Annotated in this window: 18 protein-coding genes and 1 pseudogene; 6 read left to right on the plus strand and 13 right to left on the minus strand. The window is 43.9% G+C overall.

Annotated elements, in window-relative coordinates; all coding sequences use genetic code 11:
- Positions 1–275: 275 nt before the first annotated feature.
- Positions 276–2,696: a serine protease Vpr gene (gene vpr / locus ACFVP7_RS20860; RefSeq protein ID WP_172850186.1), complete on the plus strand. Its 2,421-nt coding sequence runs from the start codon at positions 276–278 to the stop codon at positions 2,694–2,696.
- A gap of 37 nt (positions 2,697–2,733) precedes the next feature.
- Here vpr and ACFVP7_RS20865 read toward each other — a convergent pair.
- The 4 genes and pseudogenes from ACFVP7_RS20865 to eis form a co-directional block, all read right to left on the minus strand.
- Positions 2,734–3,734 (minus strand): annotated as a pseudogene (locus ACFVP7_RS20865) (LLM class flavin-dependent oxidoreductase).
- Between the two features lie 173 nt (positions 3,735–3,907).
- Positions 3,908–4,657: an oxygen-insensitive NADPH nitroreductase gene (gene nfsA, locus ACFVP7_RS20870; protein ID WP_014478349.1), complete on the minus strand. Its 750-nt coding sequence runs from the start codon at positions 4,655–4,657 to the stop codon at positions 3,908–3,910.
- 105 nt (positions 4,658–4,762) lie between these two features.
- A complete protein-coding gene (gene rodA / locus ACFVP7_RS20875; protein WP_003227413.1) occupies positions 4,763–5,944 on the minus strand; it encodes a cell shape-determining peptidoglycan glycosyltransferase RodA in 1,182 nt (393 codons plus the stop codon).
- Positions 5,945–6,153: 209 nt separating this feature from the next.
- Positions 6,154–7,299, minus strand: a complete 1,146-nt coding sequence (eis, locus tag ACFVP7_RS20880; protein WP_014481268.1) for an enhanced intracellular survival protein Eis — start codon at positions 7,297–7,299, stop codon at positions 6,154–6,156.
- 228 nt (positions 7,300–7,527) lie between these two features.
- Here eis and ywcE point away from each other — a divergent pair, with 228 nt between their 5' ends.
- Positions 7,528–7,791, plus strand: a complete 264-nt coding sequence (gene ywcE, locus ACFVP7_RS20885) for a spore morphogenesis/germination protein YwcE (protein WP_003227411.1) — start codon at positions 7,528–7,530, stop codon at positions 7,789–7,791.
- 41 nt (positions 7,792–7,832) lie between these two features.
- On the opposite strand, the gene qoxD is transcribed toward ywcE, so the two are convergent.
- The 4 genes from qoxD to qoxA are packed head-to-tail and all read right to left on the minus strand — an operon-like array spanning position 7,833 to position 11,779.
- Entirely contained in the window at positions 7,833–8,207 is a 375-nt protein-coding gene (gene qoxD, locus ACFVP7_RS20890; RefSeq protein ID WP_003227410.1) for a cytochrome aa3 quinol oxidase subunit IV, read from the minus strand.
- Position 8,208: 1 nt separating this feature from the next.
- A complete protein-coding gene (qoxC, locus tag ACFVP7_RS20895) occupies positions 8,209–8,823 on the minus strand; it encodes a cytochrome aa3 quinol oxidase subunit III (RefSeq protein ID WP_003227409.1) in 615 nt (204 codons plus the stop codon).
- A 13-nt stretch (positions 8,824–8,836) separates the two neighbouring features.
- The gene (gene qoxB / locus ACFVP7_RS20900; protein ID WP_003227407.1) at positions 8,837–10,786 is read right to left on the minus strand and encodes a cytochrome aa3 quinol oxidase subunit I; all 1,950 of its coding nucleotides are present in this window, start codon (positions 10,784–10,786) and stop codon (positions 8,837–8,839) included.
- Between the two features lie 27 nt (positions 10,787–10,813).
- A complete protein-coding gene (gene qoxA / locus ACFVP7_RS20905) occupies positions 10,814–11,779 on the minus strand; it encodes a cytochrome aa3 quinol oxidase subunit II (RefSeq protein WP_010886637.1) in 966 nt (321 codons plus the stop codon).
- Positions 11,780–12,294: 515 nt separating this feature from the next.
- Between qoxA and ACFVP7_RS20910 the strand changes: the two genes are divergently transcribed.
- A complete protein-coding gene (locus ACFVP7_RS20910; RefSeq protein ID WP_009968363.1) occupies positions 12,295–12,540 on the plus strand; it encodes a GlsB/YeaQ/YmgE family stress response membrane protein in 246 nt (81 codons plus the stop codon).
- Positions 12,541–12,610: 70 nt separating this feature from the next.
- Here the strand turns inward: ACFVP7_RS20910 and galT are convergent, their stop codons facing one another.
- The 4 genes from galT to slrC all read right to left on the minus strand — a co-directional run bounded on the left by galT (position 12,611) and on the right by slrC (position 16,483).
- Positions 12,611–14,152: a UDP-glucose--hexose-1-phosphate uridylyltransferase gene (gene galT, locus ACFVP7_RS20915; protein WP_122895604.1), complete on the minus strand. Its 1,542-nt coding sequence runs from the start codon at positions 14,150–14,152 to the stop codon at positions 12,611–12,613.
- A 3-nt stretch (positions 14,153–14,155) separates the two neighbouring features.
- Positions 14,156–15,328 carry a galactokinase gene (locus tag ACFVP7_RS20920; RefSeq protein ID WP_122895603.1) on the minus strand — a complete coding sequence of 391 codons (1,173 nt, stop codon included), beginning with the start codon at positions 15,326–15,328 and terminating at the stop codon, positions 14,156–14,158.
- Between the two features lie 82 nt (positions 15,329–15,410).
- The gene (locus ACFVP7_RS20925; RefSeq protein WP_122895602.1) at positions 15,411–15,794 is read right to left on the minus strand and encodes a GtrA family protein; all 384 of its coding nucleotides are present in this window, start codon (positions 15,792–15,794) and stop codon (positions 15,411–15,413) included.
- Between the two features lie 17 nt (positions 15,795–15,811).
- Positions 15,812–16,483, minus strand: coding sequence for a transcriptional regulator SlrC (gene slrC, locus ACFVP7_RS20930; RefSeq protein ID WP_014478350.1), 672 nt, complete (start codon positions 16,481–16,483; stop codon positions 15,812–15,814).
- Between the two features lie 354 nt (positions 16,484–16,837).
- Here slrC and slrA point away from each other — a divergent pair, with 354 nt between their 5' ends.
- From slrA to ACFVP7_RS20945, 3 genes are all read left to right on the plus strand, one after another.
- Entirely contained in the window at positions 16,838–16,996 is a 159-nt protein-coding gene (gene slrA, locus ACFVP7_RS20935) for a transcriptional regulator SlrA (protein ID WP_003243648.1), read from the plus strand.
- 442 nt (positions 16,997–17,438) lie between these two features.
- On the plus strand, positions 17,439–17,747 hold the full coding sequence (locus ACFVP7_RS20940) for a DUF485 domain-containing protein (protein ID WP_003222190.1): 309 nt from the start codon (positions 17,439–17,441) through the stop codon (positions 17,745–17,747).
- Positions 17,744–19,285, plus strand: coding sequence for a cation acetate symporter (locus tag ACFVP7_RS20945; protein WP_396582840.1), 1,542 nt, complete (start codon positions 17,744–17,746; stop codon positions 19,283–19,285). Before ACFVP7_RS20940 ends, ACFVP7_RS20945 begins: the two co-directional genes overlap by 4 nt.
- Positions 19,286–19,297: 12 nt before the next feature.
- Here the strand turns inward: ACFVP7_RS20945 and ACFVP7_RS20950 are convergent, their stop codons facing one another.
- Positions 19,298–19,918 carry a DsbA family oxidoreductase gene (locus ACFVP7_RS20950; protein ID WP_396582842.1) on the minus strand — a complete coding sequence of 207 codons (621 nt, stop codon included), beginning with the start codon at positions 19,916–19,918 and terminating at the stop codon, positions 19,298–19,300.
- Positions 19,919–20,139 lie beyond the last annotated feature (221 nt).

The following is a 20,139-nucleotide window of genomic DNA, read 5'->3' on the forward strand; positions in this document are numbered from 1 at the left end:
TTATACACAAGTTATCCCAAAGATAAGAACAACTTAATCACAAGAGATATCCACATGTCCACAAACTCTATCTATATTTTGTATACGAACATTTATTCCCAACTATATATATACACAGGTTTATTCACTTATACACAGGGTTCTGTGTATAACTCCTTCCTTATACACAAACAAAATCCAATAAATGGTCCAAATGACACAAGGATTTTTTTGAATTTTCAAGAAATATATACTAGATCTTTCACATTTTTTCTAAATACAAAGGGGGAAACACATTGAAAAAGGGAATCATTCGCTTTCTGCTTGTAAGTTTCGTCTTACTTTTTGCCTTATCCACAGGTATTACGGGCGTCAAGGCCGCTCCGGCTTCTTCAAAAACGTCGGCTGATCTGGAAAAAGCCGAGGTATTCGGTGATATCGACATGACGACAAGCAAAAAAACAACCGTTATTGTGGAATTAAAAGAAAAATCCTTGGCAGAAGCGAAGGAAGCGGGAGAAAGCCAATCGAAAAGCAAGCTGAAAACCGCTCGCACAAAAGCAAAAAACAAAGCAATCAAAGCGGTGAAAAACGGAAAAGTAAACCGGGAATATGAGCAGGTATTTTCAGGCTTCTCTATGAAGCTTCCAGCTAATGAGATTCCAAAACTTCTCGCGGTAAAAGACGTTAAGGCAGTGTACCCGAACGTCACATATAAAACAGACAATATGAAGGATAAAGACGTCACAATCTCCGAAGACGCCGTATCTCCGCAAATGGATGACAGTGCGCCTTATATCGGAGCAAACGATGCATGGGATTTAGGCTACACAGGAAAAGGCATCAAGGTGGCGATTATTGACACTGGAGTTGAATACAATCACCCAGATCTAAAGAAAAACTTTGGACAATATAAAGGATACGATTTTGTGGACAATGATTACGATCCAAAAGAAACACCAACAGGCGATCCGAGGGGCGGAGCGACTGACCACGGCACACACGTAGCCGGAACTGTGGCTGCAAACGGAACAATTAAAGGCGTAGCGCCTGATGCCACACTTCTTGCTTATCGTGTGTTAGGGCCTGGCGGAAGCGGCACAACGGAAAACGTCATCGCCGGTGTGGAACGTGCAGTGCAGGACGGGGCAGATGTGATGAACCTGTCTCTCGGAAACTCTTTAAACAACCCGGACTGGGCGACAAGCACAGCGCTTGACTGGGCCATGTCAGAAGGCGTTGTCGCTGTTACCTCAAACGGCAACAGCGGACCGAACGGCTGGACAGTCGGATCGCCGGGCACATCAAGAGAAGCGATTTCTGTCGGTGCGACTCAGCTGCCGCTCAATGAATACGCCGTCACTTTCGGCTCCTACTCTTCAGCAAAAGTGATGGGCTACAACAAAGAGGACGACGTCAAAGCGCTCAATAACAAAGAAATTGAGCTTGTCGAAGCAGGAATCGGCGAAGAAAAGGATTTTGAAGGGAAAGACCTGACAGGCAAAGTCGCCGTTGTCAAACGAGGCAGCATTGCATTTGTGGATAAAGCGGATAACGCTAAAAAAGCCGGTGCCATCGGCATGGTTGTGTATAACAACCTCTCTGGAGAAATTGAAGCCAATGTGCCAGGCATGTCTGTCCCAACGATTAAGCTTTCATTAGAAGACGGCGAAAAACTCGTCAGCGCCCTGAAAGCTGGTGAGACAAAAACAACATTCAAGTTGACGGTCTCAAAAGCGCTCGGTGAACAAGTGGCTGATTTCTCATCACGCGGCCCTGTTATGGATACGTGGATGATTAAGCCTGATATTTCCGCGCCAGGGGTCAATATCGTGAGCACGATCCCAACACACGATCCTGACCATCCATACGGCTACGGATCAAAACAAGGAACAAGCATGGCATCGCCTCATATTGCCGGAGCGGTTGCCGTTATTAAACAAGCCAAGCCAAAGTGGAGCGTTGAACAGATTAAAGCCGCCATCATGAATACCGCTGTCACTTTAAAGGATAGCGATGGGGAAGTATATCCGCATAACGCTCAAGGCGCAGGCAGCGCAAGAATCATGAACGCAATCAAAGCCGATTCGCTCGTCTCACCTGGAAGCTATTCATACGGCACGTTCTTGAAGGAAAACGGAAACGAAACAAAAAATGAAACGTTTACGATTGAAAATCAATCTTCCATTAGAAAGTCATACACACTGGAATACTCATTTAATGGCAGCGGCATCTCCACATCCGGCACAAGCCGTGTTGTGATTCCGGCACATCAAACCGGGAAAGCCACTGCAAAAGTAAAGGTCAATACGAAGAAAACAAAAGCTGGCACCTATGAAGGAACGGTTATCGTCAGAGAAGGCGGAAAAACGGTCGCTAAGGTACCTACATTGCTGATTGTGAAAGAGCCCGATTATCCGAGAGTCACATCTGTCTCCGTCAGCGAAGGGTCTGTACAAGGTACCTATCAAATTGAAACCTACCTTCCTGCGGGAGCGGAAGAGCTGGCGTTTCTCGTCTATGACAGCAACCTTGATTTCGCAGGCCAAGCCGGCATTTATAAAAACCAAGATAAAGGTTACCAGTACTTTGACTGGGACGGCACGATTAATGGCGGAACCAAACTTCCGGCCGGAGAGTATTACTTGCTCGCATATGCCGCAAACAAAGGCAAGTCAAGCCAGGTTTTGACCGAAGAACCTTTCACTGTTGAATAAGAAAAAGCCCTGCCGAATCGGCAGGGCTTTTTAAAGATCAGTCAGCAAACGCCTCCTGCAATAATCGATACGATCGGAGCTTATCTTCAAAATGATGCGTGATGGTCACCACCATGATTTCCTCTGTTTCATACGCTTTACTCAAAGCTAGCAGCCGCTCCTTAACCTGTTCTTTCGTACCGACAATCATTCGATTTCGATTATCAGCAATTCGTCTCTGTTCATAAGGAGAATACGTATTTTTCCGAACAGCTTCATACGAAGGAACTCCCTCTAAAGGAATACCCTGCTCTCCCGCCAAAAGTGTAAAATCAAGCACAGCCCCAAGCTCCTCTGCCTTCTCCTCCGTGTCAGCACAAAGAACAAAAACAGCAACTGCCGCTCGAGGCGTATCTCCTAACACAGACGGTTTGAATCGCCTCTTATACTGTCTGACAGTACCCTCTCCGCCCTCTCCATTGATAAAATGGGCAAACATATAGCCAGCGCCAGATTCCGCGGCGAGCAACGCGCTTTCTCCAGATGAGCCGAGCAGCCACACATCCGGAGCTGTTGCAATATGCGGCGCAGCCGTCAGATTCGGAAAACGGTGTTTATCATCCGCCAAATCATGCAAATACATGGTCAGCTCCTTGATTTGCTGCGGATACTGATCAGCATTGCGCTTACCGCCGTCATTCAGCGCCCATGATGCAATCGGCATTCCCCCGGTGCTCTGCCAAGCCCCAGGTCAATTCTTCCTGGTGTCAGCCCCTCCAGAACACGAAAGTTTTCAGCTACTTTATAAGCACTGTAATGCGGCAGCATGACTCCTCCTGATCCAACACGGATTCGCTTTGTTTTCGCCGCTATATGACTGATTAGCACCTCAGGACTGGACCCTGCCAGCCGTTTTGAAAAGTGATGCTCAGAAACCCAAAATCTCTTATATCCAAGGTTCTCAGCAGCTTGGGCAAGCGCAACGGTTTGCTGTAAGGCCGTTTCTGCATTGCTGCCCTCTGATACTGGAGATTGATCTAATATACTTAATGAAACCATCCCTACCACCTCATCCTCATCGTATCACTGATCTTCTATTTTTTCTCCAAAGCCGCTCACACTGCTTATCAGTGTCCCCTATCATTCGCCATTTATTTGTGAAAGCCTGTCCCTATTTGTCGGAATATGTTACACGTGAAACATAAAAACCCCTCCAGACGGAGAGGTTTGCTTTAGTTTTTATTAAAGCCCTTTTCTTTCACGTAGTCATTTAAATACGTACGCGGCTTTTGCTTCATAAAGTTCAGTATTTGATCGGACCACGTTTCTTCCCGCTGCCCGTTTGTTCTTTCTCTATAGTAATCAGAAATGGTTTTGTCATACGTATTCATAGTATGACGGAAATCGTCTGTGTTCACATTATACGTATTCTCATGATAAACGGCCTGCTTTGGCAATCTCGGTTTTTTGCCGGAAAGGTTCGCAGGATGGCCTACTGCCAGTCCGAAAAGCGGGAGCACATGGTCAGGCGTTTGCAGCACCTCTGTCACCTTGTCCAGTTCATTCCGAATGCCGCCGATATAGCAAATGCCAAGCCCCATGGATTCAGCGGCAATGCTCATATTTTGCGCTGCCAGCGCCGCATCAATCAAGCTAACCATAAACATTTCTGTATTCTCGAGCAGCTCAGAAATATGTTCACCTTTTTCCTCAGCCAGTTGTTGATGGCGGTACAAATCCGCACAAAATACAAAAAAGTGTCCGTTCTTCTCAACGTAAGGCTGATTCCCAGCAAGCACGGACAGCTCGCGTTTTTTCTCAGGATCAGAAACCCCGATAATCGAATATGCCTGCACATAGCTGGATGTAGACGCAGCCTGCGCACTTTTCACTAATGTATCAATTTCTTCAGCTGTCAAAAGCTGATCTGTAAAAGACCGGATTGACCGATGATTCAAAATGGTTTCGATTGTGTTATTCATCACAAAAACCTCCTTATCACTTTTTATCATATCCGAAAAAAAGTGATCTCAAAAGTGAAATGCTCTGCACAAAAAAAGACAGCCTCTGTAAAGGCTGTCTGCATATTAAGAATTAAAAAGATAACTTCTGTATTTCGTCAGCTGCACACTTGCATTATATACAATCCCAAATCCGATTAACGTGGAAAGTGTCGAGCTTCCCCCATAGCTGACAAACAGCAGCGGAATCCCGGTAACAGGCATAATGCCAATGTTCATTCCGATATTCTGGAATGTGTGGATCACAATTAACGCCGTATAGCCAACGCAAAAGAAAGAAGCGAAACGGTTAAACGGATGTATTTTGTCTATCAGAACAACAAGCCTGTAGATTAAAAAGAAGAACATGATGACAACAATTGCACAGCCTATAAAGCCAAATGACTCACCTATTATAGAAAAGATAAAGTCAGTCGTACTCTCTGGAACATAAACCTTCAAATTAGAAATACCATTACCTAAAATACCACCAGATCCTATTGCCATGATGGCCTGGTCAACTTGCCAGCTGTCATTTGAATCTTCCTGTGTCTCATTTGAAGCAGACACCCAAGAAGTGACCCGCTTAATTTGATAATCCTGTATTCCAACTGATTTAGCAACGTCAGGAAAGTTTATCATTACTAATAAAATTAATGAAATGAGTAAGATACCTGAACCAGCTATGATCGCAATCAATTTCCAATTTATCCCTGACATAAAAACCATTACAAGAACGATAAACATACATATTCCCGCAGTCCCAGCATCCTGCATCAGGATAAGACCTACAGGAATAACTGCGACACCCGCAATCTTTAATAACAAGTGGATATCATCCCTAAGCGTCCGAACTCCTTTAGGATTTGCTTTTCCAATAACTGAAGCAAGCATCATAATCAAACCAACCTTCATAAACTCTGACGGCTGTATTGTTATTCTACCGATCCTAAACCAACTTTTTGCCCCTTTAATAACAGGTGCAATAGACTCGGGACTGATTTTAAGAATAATCAAAGATAAAATACCAATGATAAAAATATATAAACTTAACTTTTCAAGCTGTTCTAAATCAAAGTACAAAAGAACTGTAATGGCAACAGCCCCCAAAAGATAAAACACAATTTGCTGAATCCAATCCGTGTTCCCATACTGCCCAAACTGACCGGCAGCATAAATTGATACTACGCTTATAATAAAAAACACACCAAATATAAAAATCAAATCCCCCTGATAAAAGGGGCTTTGCTGTTTCTTATATCGACTCATTCTATCCCGCCTTACATTTTCATCGGAAAATCACTAATGTTTATTATACATGAACCACGTTCAAGATGACACGTGAAGCTCGCTTCCTTTTATGTTTTTTCAGCATTTGCGGCGCTTTTTCAGCTACACGAAATATGACGTATCATAAACCGAAATGTTTCGATTGACACAAAACTTTTCAAATAAAAAAACCCCTTTTAAATTAGGGGTTAAAAGAAATCCATAAGAAATGGAGGTTTTAGTTGAAAGTCGTCATCAAGCCGTTTGATTTCCGATACCGGCCCTTTTATCATGCCTGCTTCAAAAAGGAAACGGGCACTTCTGGCGCCTAGGAAGAAAGCGGTTAAAGAAGATATGCTGCATTCTATTAGATGGTCAGATGACTCTTCTGGAACGATCTGCACCTGCTGCGAATCGACGCGGAAAGTCTGTTGATTCCACGGTGCCCATTGGTCCGTTACCTTAAAGTCAAAGGGAGCTGTTACCCGAGATTTTGGATATTCCCGTAAAAAACCTTCAACGTCAACGATGCGCGCCATACTATAAGGATATATCTCTTGTTTGACCCGGGGTTCGGCAGTTAAAAAATCAAGATCTTCCTCCATCCGTACAGTCAGTTCCGCTTCATTTAGCATCGAATCATGCTGGCAAATAAAATTCCACAAGCCTCTCTGTGCCTCTCTGTTCAAATAAACAAATTCCTCAACTCGCATCGTTTTATTTTTGATGGCATACACAAGATATCCACAGGGCACCCCATCTTCAGAGATGTACATAGCTTTCATTCCATGGATCTTCTCTGTCCAATGCTCCTTTGAACGCTTCATCAGCCCATTATGCTTCGTTCTGTACTGATTATAGATGGCATTCACTGCATCTGTTTCATCCTTTTGAAGCCTCCTCACGTCCCCAGGGGCATCGCCTAGTTTTTGAAACTGTTCTTTAAGGTAAGTCAGGCGTTTTTGATAGAAACAGAGTTCCCAGCCAAATTTGCGGTAAAAGGAGATCAGGAACGGATGCAAAAAGCTGATGGTTTGGTTTCTTTTCTTCATAACCGTTAGAGCGTCTAGAATAAGTTCCTTTACTGTTCCTTTTCTTCTGTATTCAGGCCAGGTTGCTACCCCGGCAATACCTCCCATCTTCATCTCCTGCTCTTCCAGCATGACAGAAAAGGGAATGATGTGAAGCTTAGAAAGGAGCTTCTCTTGTTCTTTGATTCCGATGATGTAATGGTTCTCTAAAGCTTTTACTTTCTCTTCTCGTTCCTCAACACTAAGTTCTTTCTGAAAAGCATATTCAGACATGCGGATCACTTCTCGCCAATCTTCTCTTTCAAGCTTTATTACCTGATACATCTGCATCCCCCTTCTTTTAAAAAGAAAGCTCCGTACATTCTCCTATCTTACAACGTTTAAAAATAAGACGATAGATCCAGTCCATTTCTGCAAAAACACGTATCAATTTCTGGAAAACATGGTATAATAATTGTAACATAATGTTCAAAAAACAATCACAAAACAGACACAACTCAGTTCCTCTATTTCATTTTTGTAAACGTTATCACAAAATGAAAGGAGACGGGTATGATGGACATGTTTTTTGCTTACTTATTGGTTGCCAGCGCAACGCCTCTCTTTATTTGGCTTGATAACAAAAAAGTCGCACTTTCAGCTATTCCGCCAATCATCTTAATGTGGGTATTCTTCTTCTTTTACGCAACAGAAAGCCTTTCTCCACTTGGACACACTCTCATGATTATCTTGTTTGCCGTCAACGTCATTGTCGCTCATATCGCTGCATTTATCATTTACGGCCTTCCGTATCTTCGCAGAAAGCGAAGCAGCTGAAGACAGCAAAAAACCCTCTTCCAATGAAGAGGGTTTTTGTATTATTCGTTATGGCCTGAATGCTCTGAGTGCTCAGCGCCTCCAGGAGGATTTCCGTCCATATGGTCACCATGGTGATAGTGAGCCGCGAAAATCCAGATGGATCCAAGTACGATAACGATCGCGCCAAAGAATCCGAACAGCGTGTTTCCGACTTGGATCGTGCCGTTTTCGCTCTCTGTCATATGCATGAACATGAGAAGCTGCAGCGCCGCCTGAATGAAGGCAAAGCCGAAGATAATCCAAAGTTTTGCTGATGAGCTCAGGTCAGTATACACTGCAACCCATAGAGCCAGCAGGGTCAAAACGATAGACAGGATAAAACCTACAATGTGTTTCCATGGAAAGTGACTGTGTTCAGCAGATTTGTTTGCCATTTTACAGACCCCCCAATCCCATGAGATAGACACCTGTAAAGATGAAAATCCATACAACATCTAAGAAGTGCCAGTACAAGCTTGAGATAAAGATTTTAGATGAAGTTTGCGGAGTTAAGCCGCGTTTCTTCAACTGAATCAGAATTCCTGTGATCCAGAAAATCCCGATTGTTACGTGAGTTCCGTGAGTTCCAAGTAAAACAAAGAATCCAGACCAGAACGCACTTGTACTGAGAGCCGCTCCTTCATGTACATAGTGAACAAACTCGTTGATCTCGCATCCGACGAAGCCGGCACCGAGAAGAAGAGTGATAATTGTCCAAATGACTACGCCTTTTAAACTTCCGCGGCGCATTTCATGAACAGCGATCCCGCAGGTAAAGCTGCTGATCAGCAGCAAGAACGTCATAATCATTACCAGATTGACTTCAAATAGTTCGTCTGGCAAGACACCTCCAGCTGTTCTGTTTTTAAGAACGAAGAAGGTTGCAAATAGTGTTGAGAACAACACAATTTCTGCCCCTAAAAAGATCCAAAACCCGAGAATATTAAGTCTGCCGGTTTCAGATTGATATTCCATAGGCGCGTTAGAATTGCCGTGTTCTGCATGTTCCATAACTCACGCCTCCTTATTCGGAAATCTTTCTTTCCGTCTCTTTTATTTCATCAACACTAATGTAGTAGCCGTTGTCGTATTCGAATGAACGCAGAACCATGCAGAGCAGGACTCCGATCAATCCGACTACGCCCATCCAGTACCATTCAAAGACAAGTCCAAAGCCTGCAAGACCGAAGGCAACAGACATAAAGAACGGTCTGCCTGAGTTGCTTGGCATATGGATTTTCTTGAATTTGCTTTCAGGGTATAATTCAGTTTTTTCTTCTTTCATATGCAGGAATGCATCTTGAGATTTGACTTCAGGAAGCACCGCAAAGTTGTAATGCGGCGGAATCGCAGAAGAAGTCGCCCAATCAAGCGTACGTCCCACACCCCATGAATCTCCGCTGATTTCACGAGTAGAGTAACGGAAGCTGTAGTAGATGTTATAGCAAAGGATTAAGAATCCTACACCCATCATGAAAGCTCCGACAGTTGAGATAAAGTTCAATGTTGTCCAGCCGTCATTCGGTCCGTATGTGTAAATACGGCGAGGCATGCCTTGAAGCCCCAAGAAATATTGCGGGAAGAAACAAATATTGAACCCGATCATAAAGATCCAGAAGAACCATTTTCCGATTCTTTCGTTAAGCTTGTGGCCGAACATTTTTGGATACCAGAAAATAAATCCGGCGAAACAAGCAAATACAGTACCCGCGATCAGCACATAGTGGAAGTGAGATACAAGGAAGTACGTATTATGGTATTGATAATCCGCTGCTGCCATCGCAAGCATAACCCCTGTAACCCCGCCGATAACGAAGTTAGGAATGAACGCAAGCGCCCACAGCATAGGTGTTGTAAAGCTGATTCGGCCTTTATACATTGTAAAGAGCCAGTTAAAGATTTTAACCCCGGTTGGGATTGAGATTGCCATTGTTGTAATTGAGAAGAATGAGTTAACGGACGCACTGTTCCCCATTGTGAAGAAGTGGTGAGTCCAAACTAAGAAACTCAATACAGAGATGGCGATAATAGAACCAACCATCGCTTTGTAACCAAACAATTGTTTTCTTGCAAAGCTTGAGATGATTTCTGAGAAAATACCAAACGCCGGAAGAATAACGATATATACTTCAGGATGTCCCCAAATCCAGAACAAGTTAGCCCAAAGCATCGGCATACCGCCTGCTTCCAATGTGAAAAAGTGAGCGCCGAACAAACGATCAAATGATAAAAGTGCCAATGCTACTGTAAGTACAGGGAACGCAAACACGATAATAACCATTGTGATCAGTGTTGTCCATGTGAACATTGGCATACGCATTAATGTCATGCCTTTTGTTCTCATTTTTAAGATTGTTACCATAAAGTTGATCCCTGTCATCAGGGTACCGATACCGGCAATCTGAAGTCCGAGGAGGTAGTAGTTCTCACCCGGCCCAGGGCTCATGTCGTTACTTGCAAGCGGCATATAACTCGTCCAGCCTGCGTTCGGAGAACCTCCGATAACGAAAGAAATATTGAAAAGCATCGCCCCTACAAAGAACGTCCAGAAGCTCAGGTTGTTCAAGTAAGGGAACGCAACGTCGCGGGCACCGATTTGAAGAGGCACAACAACGTTGATAAGACCGATTAAGAACGGCATCGCCATGAAGATGATCATGATTGTACCGTGAGTTGTAAAAATTTCATTATAGTGGTTTGAGTCTAAAAAACTGTTATTCGGAAGCGCTAGCTGGGCACGCATCATCAGACCGTCGACACCGCCGCGGAATAACATAATTACAGCAGATATAATATACATGATTCCGAGTTTTTTATGGTCAACAGTAGTTATCCATTCAGACCACAGCCATTTCCACTTTTTAAAGTAAGTCAGTACAAAAATAATGGCAATGGTTGAAAGCGCAATGGAAACTTGTGCGCCCAGAATTAATGGGTCACCAGTTACGAAAAATTCGTCCCATTTGAATTTCATGCAGGCTTCCTCCTTTCCTGATCAATATCATTCTTCTGTATCATCAGACTTCTTAAATTCGTTTTTCTTTACGTTTTCAAACGGATCTGTTTTAGAGTGCGGTGAAACGGCTTGATAGCCAAGGCGTTTGCGCGCCTCCATCGCGTACTCAGCGTCTTGTCCGTGATCAACGTATTTCAAGTGAGTAGAAGAGAACGTTAATTCGTCCACATTTTCAGGAAGCATCAATTCATCATACTTCTCTTTTGTCAGCTTAGGAGCCTCGTTCTGAGTCTTTTTCACCCAGCTGTTAAAGTCTTTTTCTGTGACTGCATTCACATCAAACTCTTGGTCTGCAAAGTGTTCACCTGTGAAGTTCGCGTTGCGGCCTTCGTAAGTACCCACTTTGTCAGCCTGTAAGTATTGATCCATCAGCATTCCTGCCATCGCATATTTTTGTCCTCCAAGCTGAGGAATCCATAGCGAAGCCATTGAATCTGCAGATGAGATTTTGAACAAGATCGGGCGGTCGACAGGAATGTTTAAGTAGTTGACCGTTTCAATATCCTGTTCAGGGTAGCTGAATACCCATTTCCAGTCTACCGAAGTAGCATAAACAACAAGAGGCTCTTTGTCTTTTGTTGCTTCAGGAGCTTTTTCTAACGAATATATCGTCTGTACTGTTGGCACAGAAAGTGCAATGACGATTAAAATTGGGATCACTGTCCAGACTACTTCTAAAAACGTGTTACCATGAATTTCTGGGTTATAAGATCCATTATCTTTGCCTTTACGGTCGCGGTATTTTACTAAAATAATGGTAAATAGAACAAAGACGACCCCGACGATAAACAGCATAAATCCGATAGATAACAGGATTAAATCACTTTGCTGTTCAGCTACAGGTCCTTTCGGATCTAGTACTGAAGCATTGCTGCATCCCCCAAGGACGAAAACCACAGTTAACAGCGCTAATACAAGCAACGGTTTTAATGCTCTGAACAAGAAGATCACCATCCTTCCTATTGATGTAATAAATCTGAAGTGCATACTTCCTCAAAATCTTTTCTCTACTTTGTTATGCTATCAAAAACTTCACATATTAGCTTTATTTTTTTATAAACTTCATCCCATTTTCGCTTAAATGTCATAAAATCGACAAAAATCGCTCCAACTTTATTCACATCTATCGCTTAAGATGAAAAGTTTCTAGTTATTTCCGCATATAAGTAAAGAAAAGATGATGAAGAACTAATTCTGACAAATAAAGGTTTACCACAATAAAAAACTTAGGTCAATCAAAAATTTCATTTTGTTAAACTTTCTAGATAGGAATTATTTTTTCCTTGTCTAGCATCTTTTCACACGGTTACCATTTTAACGCATCAAATATTGAAAGAAAAGGCGCAATGAAGAGCCAATATGCTCTGAATTGTCCGTATTTTTTAATGAGAGCATCCAGTTGTTTATCTTATACAAAAAAGAGGAATGATATAAGCAAATAAATAAAAAATAGGATGTGTTGAATGATGAGTTTTCTTATTTCACTTATCGTCGCTATTATTATCGGATGGCTTGGAAGCCTGTTTGTAAAAGGAGATATGCCCGGAGGAATTATCGGGTCTATGATCGCAGGTCTTATAGGCGCTTGGATCGGACACGGGCTGCTTGGAACATGGGGGCCGCACCTAGCCGGATTTGCCATTATTCCAGCGGTAATCGGCGCAGCCATTGTTGTCTTTCTAGTAAGCCTGTTAACCAGAAAAAGAGGATAAAAGCAGCAGCACCCGAAGCGTCAGCGCTTTGGGTGTTTGTTTTGCCATAAAAATCGAAAAAGCCTCAACCCTAGCGGTTGAGGCTTTTGACTGGTTTGACGCCCAACTGGTCGATAAACCTTCTGAAGGCCTGTTTTCCTTCCGTTGTCTGTTTAAACACACCGGCGTGTTCAAGAATGCGAGCGAATACATGTCCCAGCTCTTCCTTTATGACTAGATCTGCATTCTCTTTCGTTATGGTTCTTTTTTCCATCATCCGATTAGCCCACTCACTATGCTTTGCCGTGAGCGGATTTTGTTCTAAAGCTGTTTTCGGATCAGCAGAACATAGCGCCGCTGCCGTTTCTTTCATTTCCTCCTGTAAGCGGCCAGGCAATATCGCCAATCCCATGACCTCAATCAGGCCGATATTTTCTTTTTTAATATGGTGGACTTCCTGATGAGGATGGAATATTCCTAATGGATGCTCCTCATTCGTCCGGTTGTTCCTCAGGACGATATCGAGTTCGTACAGGTCTCCCCTGCGCCGCGCAATCGGTGTGACCGTATTATGAGGCGTATCGCCTGTATAGGCGGCAATGCCGGCTTTTTCATCGGAATACGTCTGCCACGTGCGAAAGATATGGTCAGCAGCTTCGGCGACATGCCCCGGTTCGTCTCCTTGGAGCCTGAGCACAGACATCGGCCACTTCACTAAGCCCAGCGACACGCCGGGATAATCATTTAATTCATAAACGTCTTCCGCTTCTGCACGTGCCATTGGAAAATCATGCGCGCCGCCTTGGAAATGATCATGGCTTAGGATGCTGCCGCCGACAATCGGCAGATCCGCGTTTGAACCGATAAAATAGTGCGGATACTGCCCGAGAAATGACAGCAGCCTTTCAAATGTTTTTTTGCTGATCTCCATCGGTTCATGTTCACCTTTTAAGACAATACAGTGCTCTGGATAATAGACATATGGCGAGAATTGCAGGAACCATTGTTCGTCCTCAAGGATGACCGGAATGATTCTGTGATTTTGCCGGGCTGGATGATTCACGCTTCCCTCGAAGCCGACATTTTCTTTACACAGCAAACACATCGGATAATTTGTCTGTTCCTGCTCTTTTGCAGCCGCAATCGCTTTCGGGTCCTTTTCAGGCTTTGATAGGTTAATGGTCATTTCCAGTTCGCCATATTCGGTCGGCACCGTCCAATGAACATTTTTGGCGATTCTGTCAGTCCGTATATAATAGACATCCTCTGAATATTGATAGAATTCCTTTGTCGCCTGTTTTGGGCCGTATAATGCTTTTGTCTCTTCAAATTTGCGAATGACCTCGGACGGAGCAGGTACAAAACAGCCCATCAGCTTTGCGCTGAGCAGGTCACGGTACGTATCTGTATCCGCTTCCATTCGGCCGGTTTCCGCAGCCCATTTATAGATGGGGGCGAGCAAGTCCGGCAGGCTTTGTGACTGCTTGATGCAGATGCTGGAGACCGGCTCGGGATGTGTGATGCCCAGCGCTTCATAAAGACGGTTTCTCGTATATTCCCGATCCCAGATCGAAATCAATTTCCGTTCCAAACCATACTCAAGCAGCTGTTCCAGATGTTCAATAATACTCATATGTCACTCCCCCTTTAGTTCTCTCGCTCCCTCTCCGATATCCGCGACATAAAAATCCGCTCGGAGCCCTGTTTTTTCTTGATATCTGTCTCCAACCTTCTGAATAAAATCATTAACGAACTCATCTTTTACAATGCTGATGGTGCATCCGCCAAAGCCTGCTCCCGTCATTCTTGATCCAATTACACCTTCGTGATCCCATGCCGCAAACACAAGCTCATCAAGTTCAGGGCATGTTACTTCATAGTCATCCTTCAATGAAAGGTGGGATTCCTTCATTAACTGCCCGATTTCATCTATATTGTTCTCCTTGAACATATGAGCCGTCTTAATAGCACGATGATTTTCGTATACAGCGTGCTTTGCCCGGCGTCTGTTCGTTTCATTTTGGATCAGGCTGGAATGCGCATCGAAATCAGAAGGCTTGATGTCACCCAGTGCGGCAATATCGAGGCCTTTTTTCAGATCAAGCAATGCATCATTGCATTCTTGGCGTCTCGTATTATAGCTGGAGTCAGCCAATGTCCTTTTTTTATTCGTGTTCGCGATGACCAGCGCGAGGCCTGAGACATTGAGTTTGCTATATTCATAGTCAAGCGTGTCACAGTTCAGCAGCATCGCATGATGTTTTTTCCCCATTCCAATTGCAAATTGGTCCATAATTCCGCAATTGACGCCGATAAAATGGTTTTCCGCATGCTGCGCCATTTTCACAAGCTCAAGCGCATCTACTTCAGGGTGAAAATAGCTTTGGAGCACGACCCCCATCAGCAGTTCAATAGAAGCAGAAGACGACAGCCCCGCCCCGTTTGGAATATTCCCTGAAAATACAATGTCAAAGCCATGGGGAACTGCATATCCCCTCTGTTGAAATTCATAAATAACGCCTTTTGGGTAGTTCGCCCAGTCGTCTTCTTTTTGATAGCGAATGTCGTCAAGGCTGCATTCCTTGATCCCCGCGTCTTTAAAGTTGTCTGAATACATCCGGACAACCCCATCGTTTCTTTCTGCAACAGCAGCATATGTACCCATTGTCAGCGCGCACGGAAATACATGCCCGCCGTTATAGTCTGTATGTTCTCCAATCAAATTCACTCTTCCAGGTGCGAAAAAAAACCGTAACCCCTCTTTTTCTCCGAATACACTTGCAAATATCCCCGTTAGCTCTTCCCGCATGTGCAATCACCTTTCTGGTTTTTATTTTTTATTCCCCTTATTTCCCCATAGGAAACGGCAGATCATATGCTGATGTCCTCTGTCATACCCCTTCTTCTTTTGTTTTTTTAAAGACGAGCCATTTGCTCGCAACATAGTTGACGACAACAATGACCGCGTTGTCGAGTATTTTGGCCAAGGTTTCATTTGTATTGAACTGGCCGACAAGAATGATCATCATGCCTAAATCTATGCCGAGAGACAGGACCCGAACGCTGAAAAAAGCAGTGATCTCTTTCAGCAGGCTCCGCAGATCATGTGTTTTTTGCTGAAACACATATAATTTATTTGTTATGTAAGCAAACAGCACGGACAAAATCCAAGCGGCGACAGTGGCGGCTTTGTAATCCACATTCATGATCTCTACCAATATATAAAAGCTGGCGATATTCACAATGGTTGTGAAAACCCCCATAATGATATACATAATTATTTCTCTATACTTCACTGATGTTCCTCGCTTTCTGAAAAACTTTTCAAAATTCTTGGCGTCTCGTGCTCTCTGTCTAAAGTGAAAAATACCGAGAGTGCGTCTAAAAAGCTGCGGAAGGTGGCTGGCTGGCCCAATACATATGATTGTTTGATGATTCCGTCGAGGACTGCACATATTATTTTAGCCGTATATTCAGGATCAATACAGGCGTCAATCAGCTTTCTCTCCTTCAGCCACTTAATATATAACACATTTTCTTCCACCCACAATTCGTACAGCCGGACATAGGCCTTGCATTTCTTTAAGACTTTATACGTCGGCATGTTCATGGCAAACGAGGTGATGTCCCACGACGGCTTATTTATGTAATAGGAATAAAGCAGTTCTGCAGCATGTTTTGCAGCCTCGTCCAATGTCAGCGATTTCACTGACTCCCGCTCCATTTGATCAAGATACCCTATAATGATCTTTTTTTTCATCTGACGTTTTTCTAGAAGATACAGCAGAAAATCGTCCTTGCTGACAAAATGAACATAAAATGCTCCTTTGCTGTACCCGGCGGCTCTGCTGATATCTTCTACAGAAACCGGATCATACGCTCGGTCAATCAACAAATTCACGCCAGCGTCTATAAAACTTTCAAATGTTGCTTCTCTTTTAATTTGAAATTTGTTTTTTTTCATATTTTTCTCCTGGCGGTAATGATTACCCTTATCTTACACCGGATCAATCTTTAGCGGTATTTATTTCTTTGAGCGGTTATGCTATTCGGTTTCCCAGGGGTCATTTTTAATAGGCTGAATGATTTATTTTCATTTACATACTATCCAGTCAGTATTTAATTGTTTATTATTATAAATAAGGTCCATTGGTTATATTAGTCATTTTTTTAGGGAATAGGTAGGTGGTTTTTCCTTCAGTTTGTGAACACCGAGCAACTATGTGTGAAATTTGTTGTACTCGCCTCATCATCGCGCTGGCTTGTCTTTTATTGCCCGCATGTTGCAGGAAAACATTTTATACAATTGGAGGTTACTATGAAAACTCATGTTAAAAAAGATTTGGACAAAGGTTGGCATATGTTAATTCAAGAAGCTAGATCCATTGGATTAGGCATTCATGATGTGAGGCAGTTTTTAGAATCTGAGACAGCATCGAGAAAGAAAAACCACAAAAAAACCGTCCGGCAAGACTAGTCCGAACAGGCGGATCTATTTACCTCTGGCTTTTCTATCACCTGATCTGAGTTTTCACCATATCCTCTATTCAAAAGCAAATCGCTGCGCTGAGCTTGAGGACAAACGGTGTGTCAGCTAACTACGACAGACAGCCGGTGATGCGATCACCTCTTGGCACATGCATTGTCATAAAGAGGTGATGCGAACATGATAACCGTGCTCTGGTAAACAGCAGCTTTGCTGAGAACAAGCTGCATTCGGTGAGGTTTTGAAAGCAAACTCGTTTATACACGGCCGAGCTTGAAAACCTTCGCCTGTCTTTAGACCACTGTGTTCACCTCTTCACGACTTCCTTCTTTTTTCATCCTCCAGATATTGTTCAACGCATAAATCGGACTTTCAGTACATACCTATTGGTGTACCTTTTTGCTTACGTTTAGCGAATAAAAGGAGGAAAGCCATGTACAAAGCTGATTATAAACAGATTGCTGCAACGCCGTCTTTTCAAGCTTTTTTAAAGCAGAAACGCGCTTTTATTGTTCCTTCTGCGATTTTCTTTTTTGTCTTTTATTTTTCACTCCCTGTTTTGACATCTTATTTCACCTTTTTGAATGCACCGGCCATTGGAGCTGTTTCATGGGCTTGGCTGTTCGCCATCGCCCAATTCGCTATGACCTGGATACTGAGTACTGTGTATTCCCGGAGAGCCGCTCATTTCGATCGGTATGTAAGCGCTTTAAAAGAGGATCTGAAGGGTGAACAGACATGAATATGACTGCTTTTTTATTATTTTTGGCGATTGTTGGCCTGACGCTTATTATCACGTATTTTGCCGCGAAGCGGACGAAAACGACGAGTGAGTTTTATACGGCGGGCGGCGGGCTCACCGGCGTTCAGAATGGACTGGCAATTGCCGGTGACTACATGTCTGCCGCCTCGTTTCTCGGGATTGCCGGAATGATTGCGTTATATGGATTTGATGGCTTCTTTTACAGCATCGGTTTTCTGGTGGCTTATCTCGTTGTCTTGTACATCGTGGCGGAGCCGCTTCGGAATCTTGGAAAGTACACGATGGCAGACATGATTGCCGCTCGCTTTAAAGAAAAGAAAATCCGCGGTGTCGCGGCTCTCAATACCATTGCCATCTCTACTTTTTATATGATCGCCCAGCTCGTGGGGGCGGGAGCGCTGATCAAACTGCTTCTAGGGCTGGATTATACCGCGGCTGTCCTCATCGTCGGAGTGCTGATGACCATTTATGTCGTGTTTGGCGGCATGATCGCGACAAGCTGGGTTCAAATTATTAAAGCTGTTTTACTGATGGCCGGCACACTCGTGATTTCGATTATCGTGTTTTCGAAGTTCGGCTTTAGCCTTAATACCATGTTTGAACAGATGAAAACGGCTACTCCGCTTGGCGCTGATTTTTTGAATCCCGGAAATAAATACAAGGTGCCGCTTGAGACCTTGTCGTTAAACTTGGCACTCGTGCTGGGAACCGCCGGGCTTCCGCATATATTGATCCGGTTTTATACCGTTAAGGATGCCAAGACGGCCCGTACATCAGTTGTGTCAGCGACATGGATTATCGGTGTGTTTTATATTATGACGGTGTTTCTCGGCTTTGGTGCCGCGGCATTTGTCGGTTTTGACGCGATTACAGCGGCTGATCAAGCGGGAAATATGGCGGCTCCGCTTTTAGCAAAAGCGCTCGGGGGAGACTTTCTGTTCGCGTTTGTATCAGCTATCGCCTTTGCCACCATTTTGGCTGTCGTGACAGGGTTGGTGCTGTCTGCCGCCTCAGCATTTGCCCATGATATTTACAGCCAGATCATCAGAAAGGGAGAAGCAACTGAAAAAGAACAAATGAAAGCGGCCAGATGGGCTTCTGTCGCCGTGTCAGTACTCTCGATTCTCCTTGCGATTTTTGCACAATCCTTAAATGTGGCATTCCTTGTTGCACTCGCGTTTGCGGTAGCCGCCAGCGCAAACCTTCCGCTGATTGTGTTTACAGTCTTCTGGAAACGATTCAATGCCTCAGGCGCTTTATGGGGCAGCCTGATAGGCCTGATCAGTGCGCTTGTGCTGGTGTCGATGAGCCCTAGTGTGTGGGACCCGGCCGGAGGTGCTATTTTTACCGGTGATCCGCTCATTCCGCTGTCTAATCCAGGAATTATTTCCATCCCGCTCGGCTTTCTCGGCGCGTGGCTCGGAACGGTGCTGTCGTCTGATAAAACAATTGATGAAGATACGTTTGCAGAAATTCAGGTGAAGGCGCATACTGGCGTCCATATGGAACAGGAGTAAAAAAAGCTCTCTTTATAGAGAGCTTTTTCCTTGTCTTTTCTTCTGTTCGTCAGAAATCGCTTTTTCAAATACATCCTTGCCGGCAGCACCTGGAATTACAGTGTCGCCAATAATAAAGGTTGGAACGGCTGTGATGTCAGCCTCTTCATAGGCGTGCTTCAAGGCTTGGCGCTGCACGTCCTGATATGCTCTTGTTTCCAGTGCTGATTTGAATGATGCACCGTTTAATCCCACTTCCTCGGCGAGCTTCGTCAAGATGTCAATGTCGCCGATATTTTGGCCCTCTTGGAAAAACGCCTGAAAGACACGGGTGTTGTATTCATGTCCTTTATTGTATCCCTTCGCAAAATGGAAGCCTTCAAACGCGAGGTCTGTATACGGATGGGGCGAGACGTTTGGAAAATTGATCTCGACCCCTAATTTCTCCGCCATTGGCTGAATAGATGTCTGCCACATGTACTGTTTGGAAGGATCATTGACCGGATCAAGCTGAGGAGATGGACTTGGGCGCAGTTCAAACGGCATCCACTCGACTTCAACATCCTTTCCTTTTATCGCTTCTTCAAAAGCGGCTTTTCCAACAAAACAAAATGGACAGACGTAATCTGAATAAACTTTAATGTGTACTGTCATGATAATCTCCTTTCATACTAAATTGATTTTAAACTGTAACAATTAAAGTTACAACTGTTTTTTTAATAAAGAAGCCGATTTAGGCTTCTTTCAGATTGATGATAAAATCCTAAAAAGTTTTAGGATTTTATCATCCTTTCAGCGTGATTGAAAACCCTTGAAGTCTAGGAAAGCCGAGCATTGGAGCGGAGCGAATGCTCTAATTCGTGAGCACCAACGCA

The sequence above is a fragment of the Bacillus sp. SG20033 genome, from assembly GCF_044570195.1.
GTDB lineage: Bacteria > Bacillota > Bacilli > Bacillales > Bacillaceae > Bacillus > Bacillus subtilis.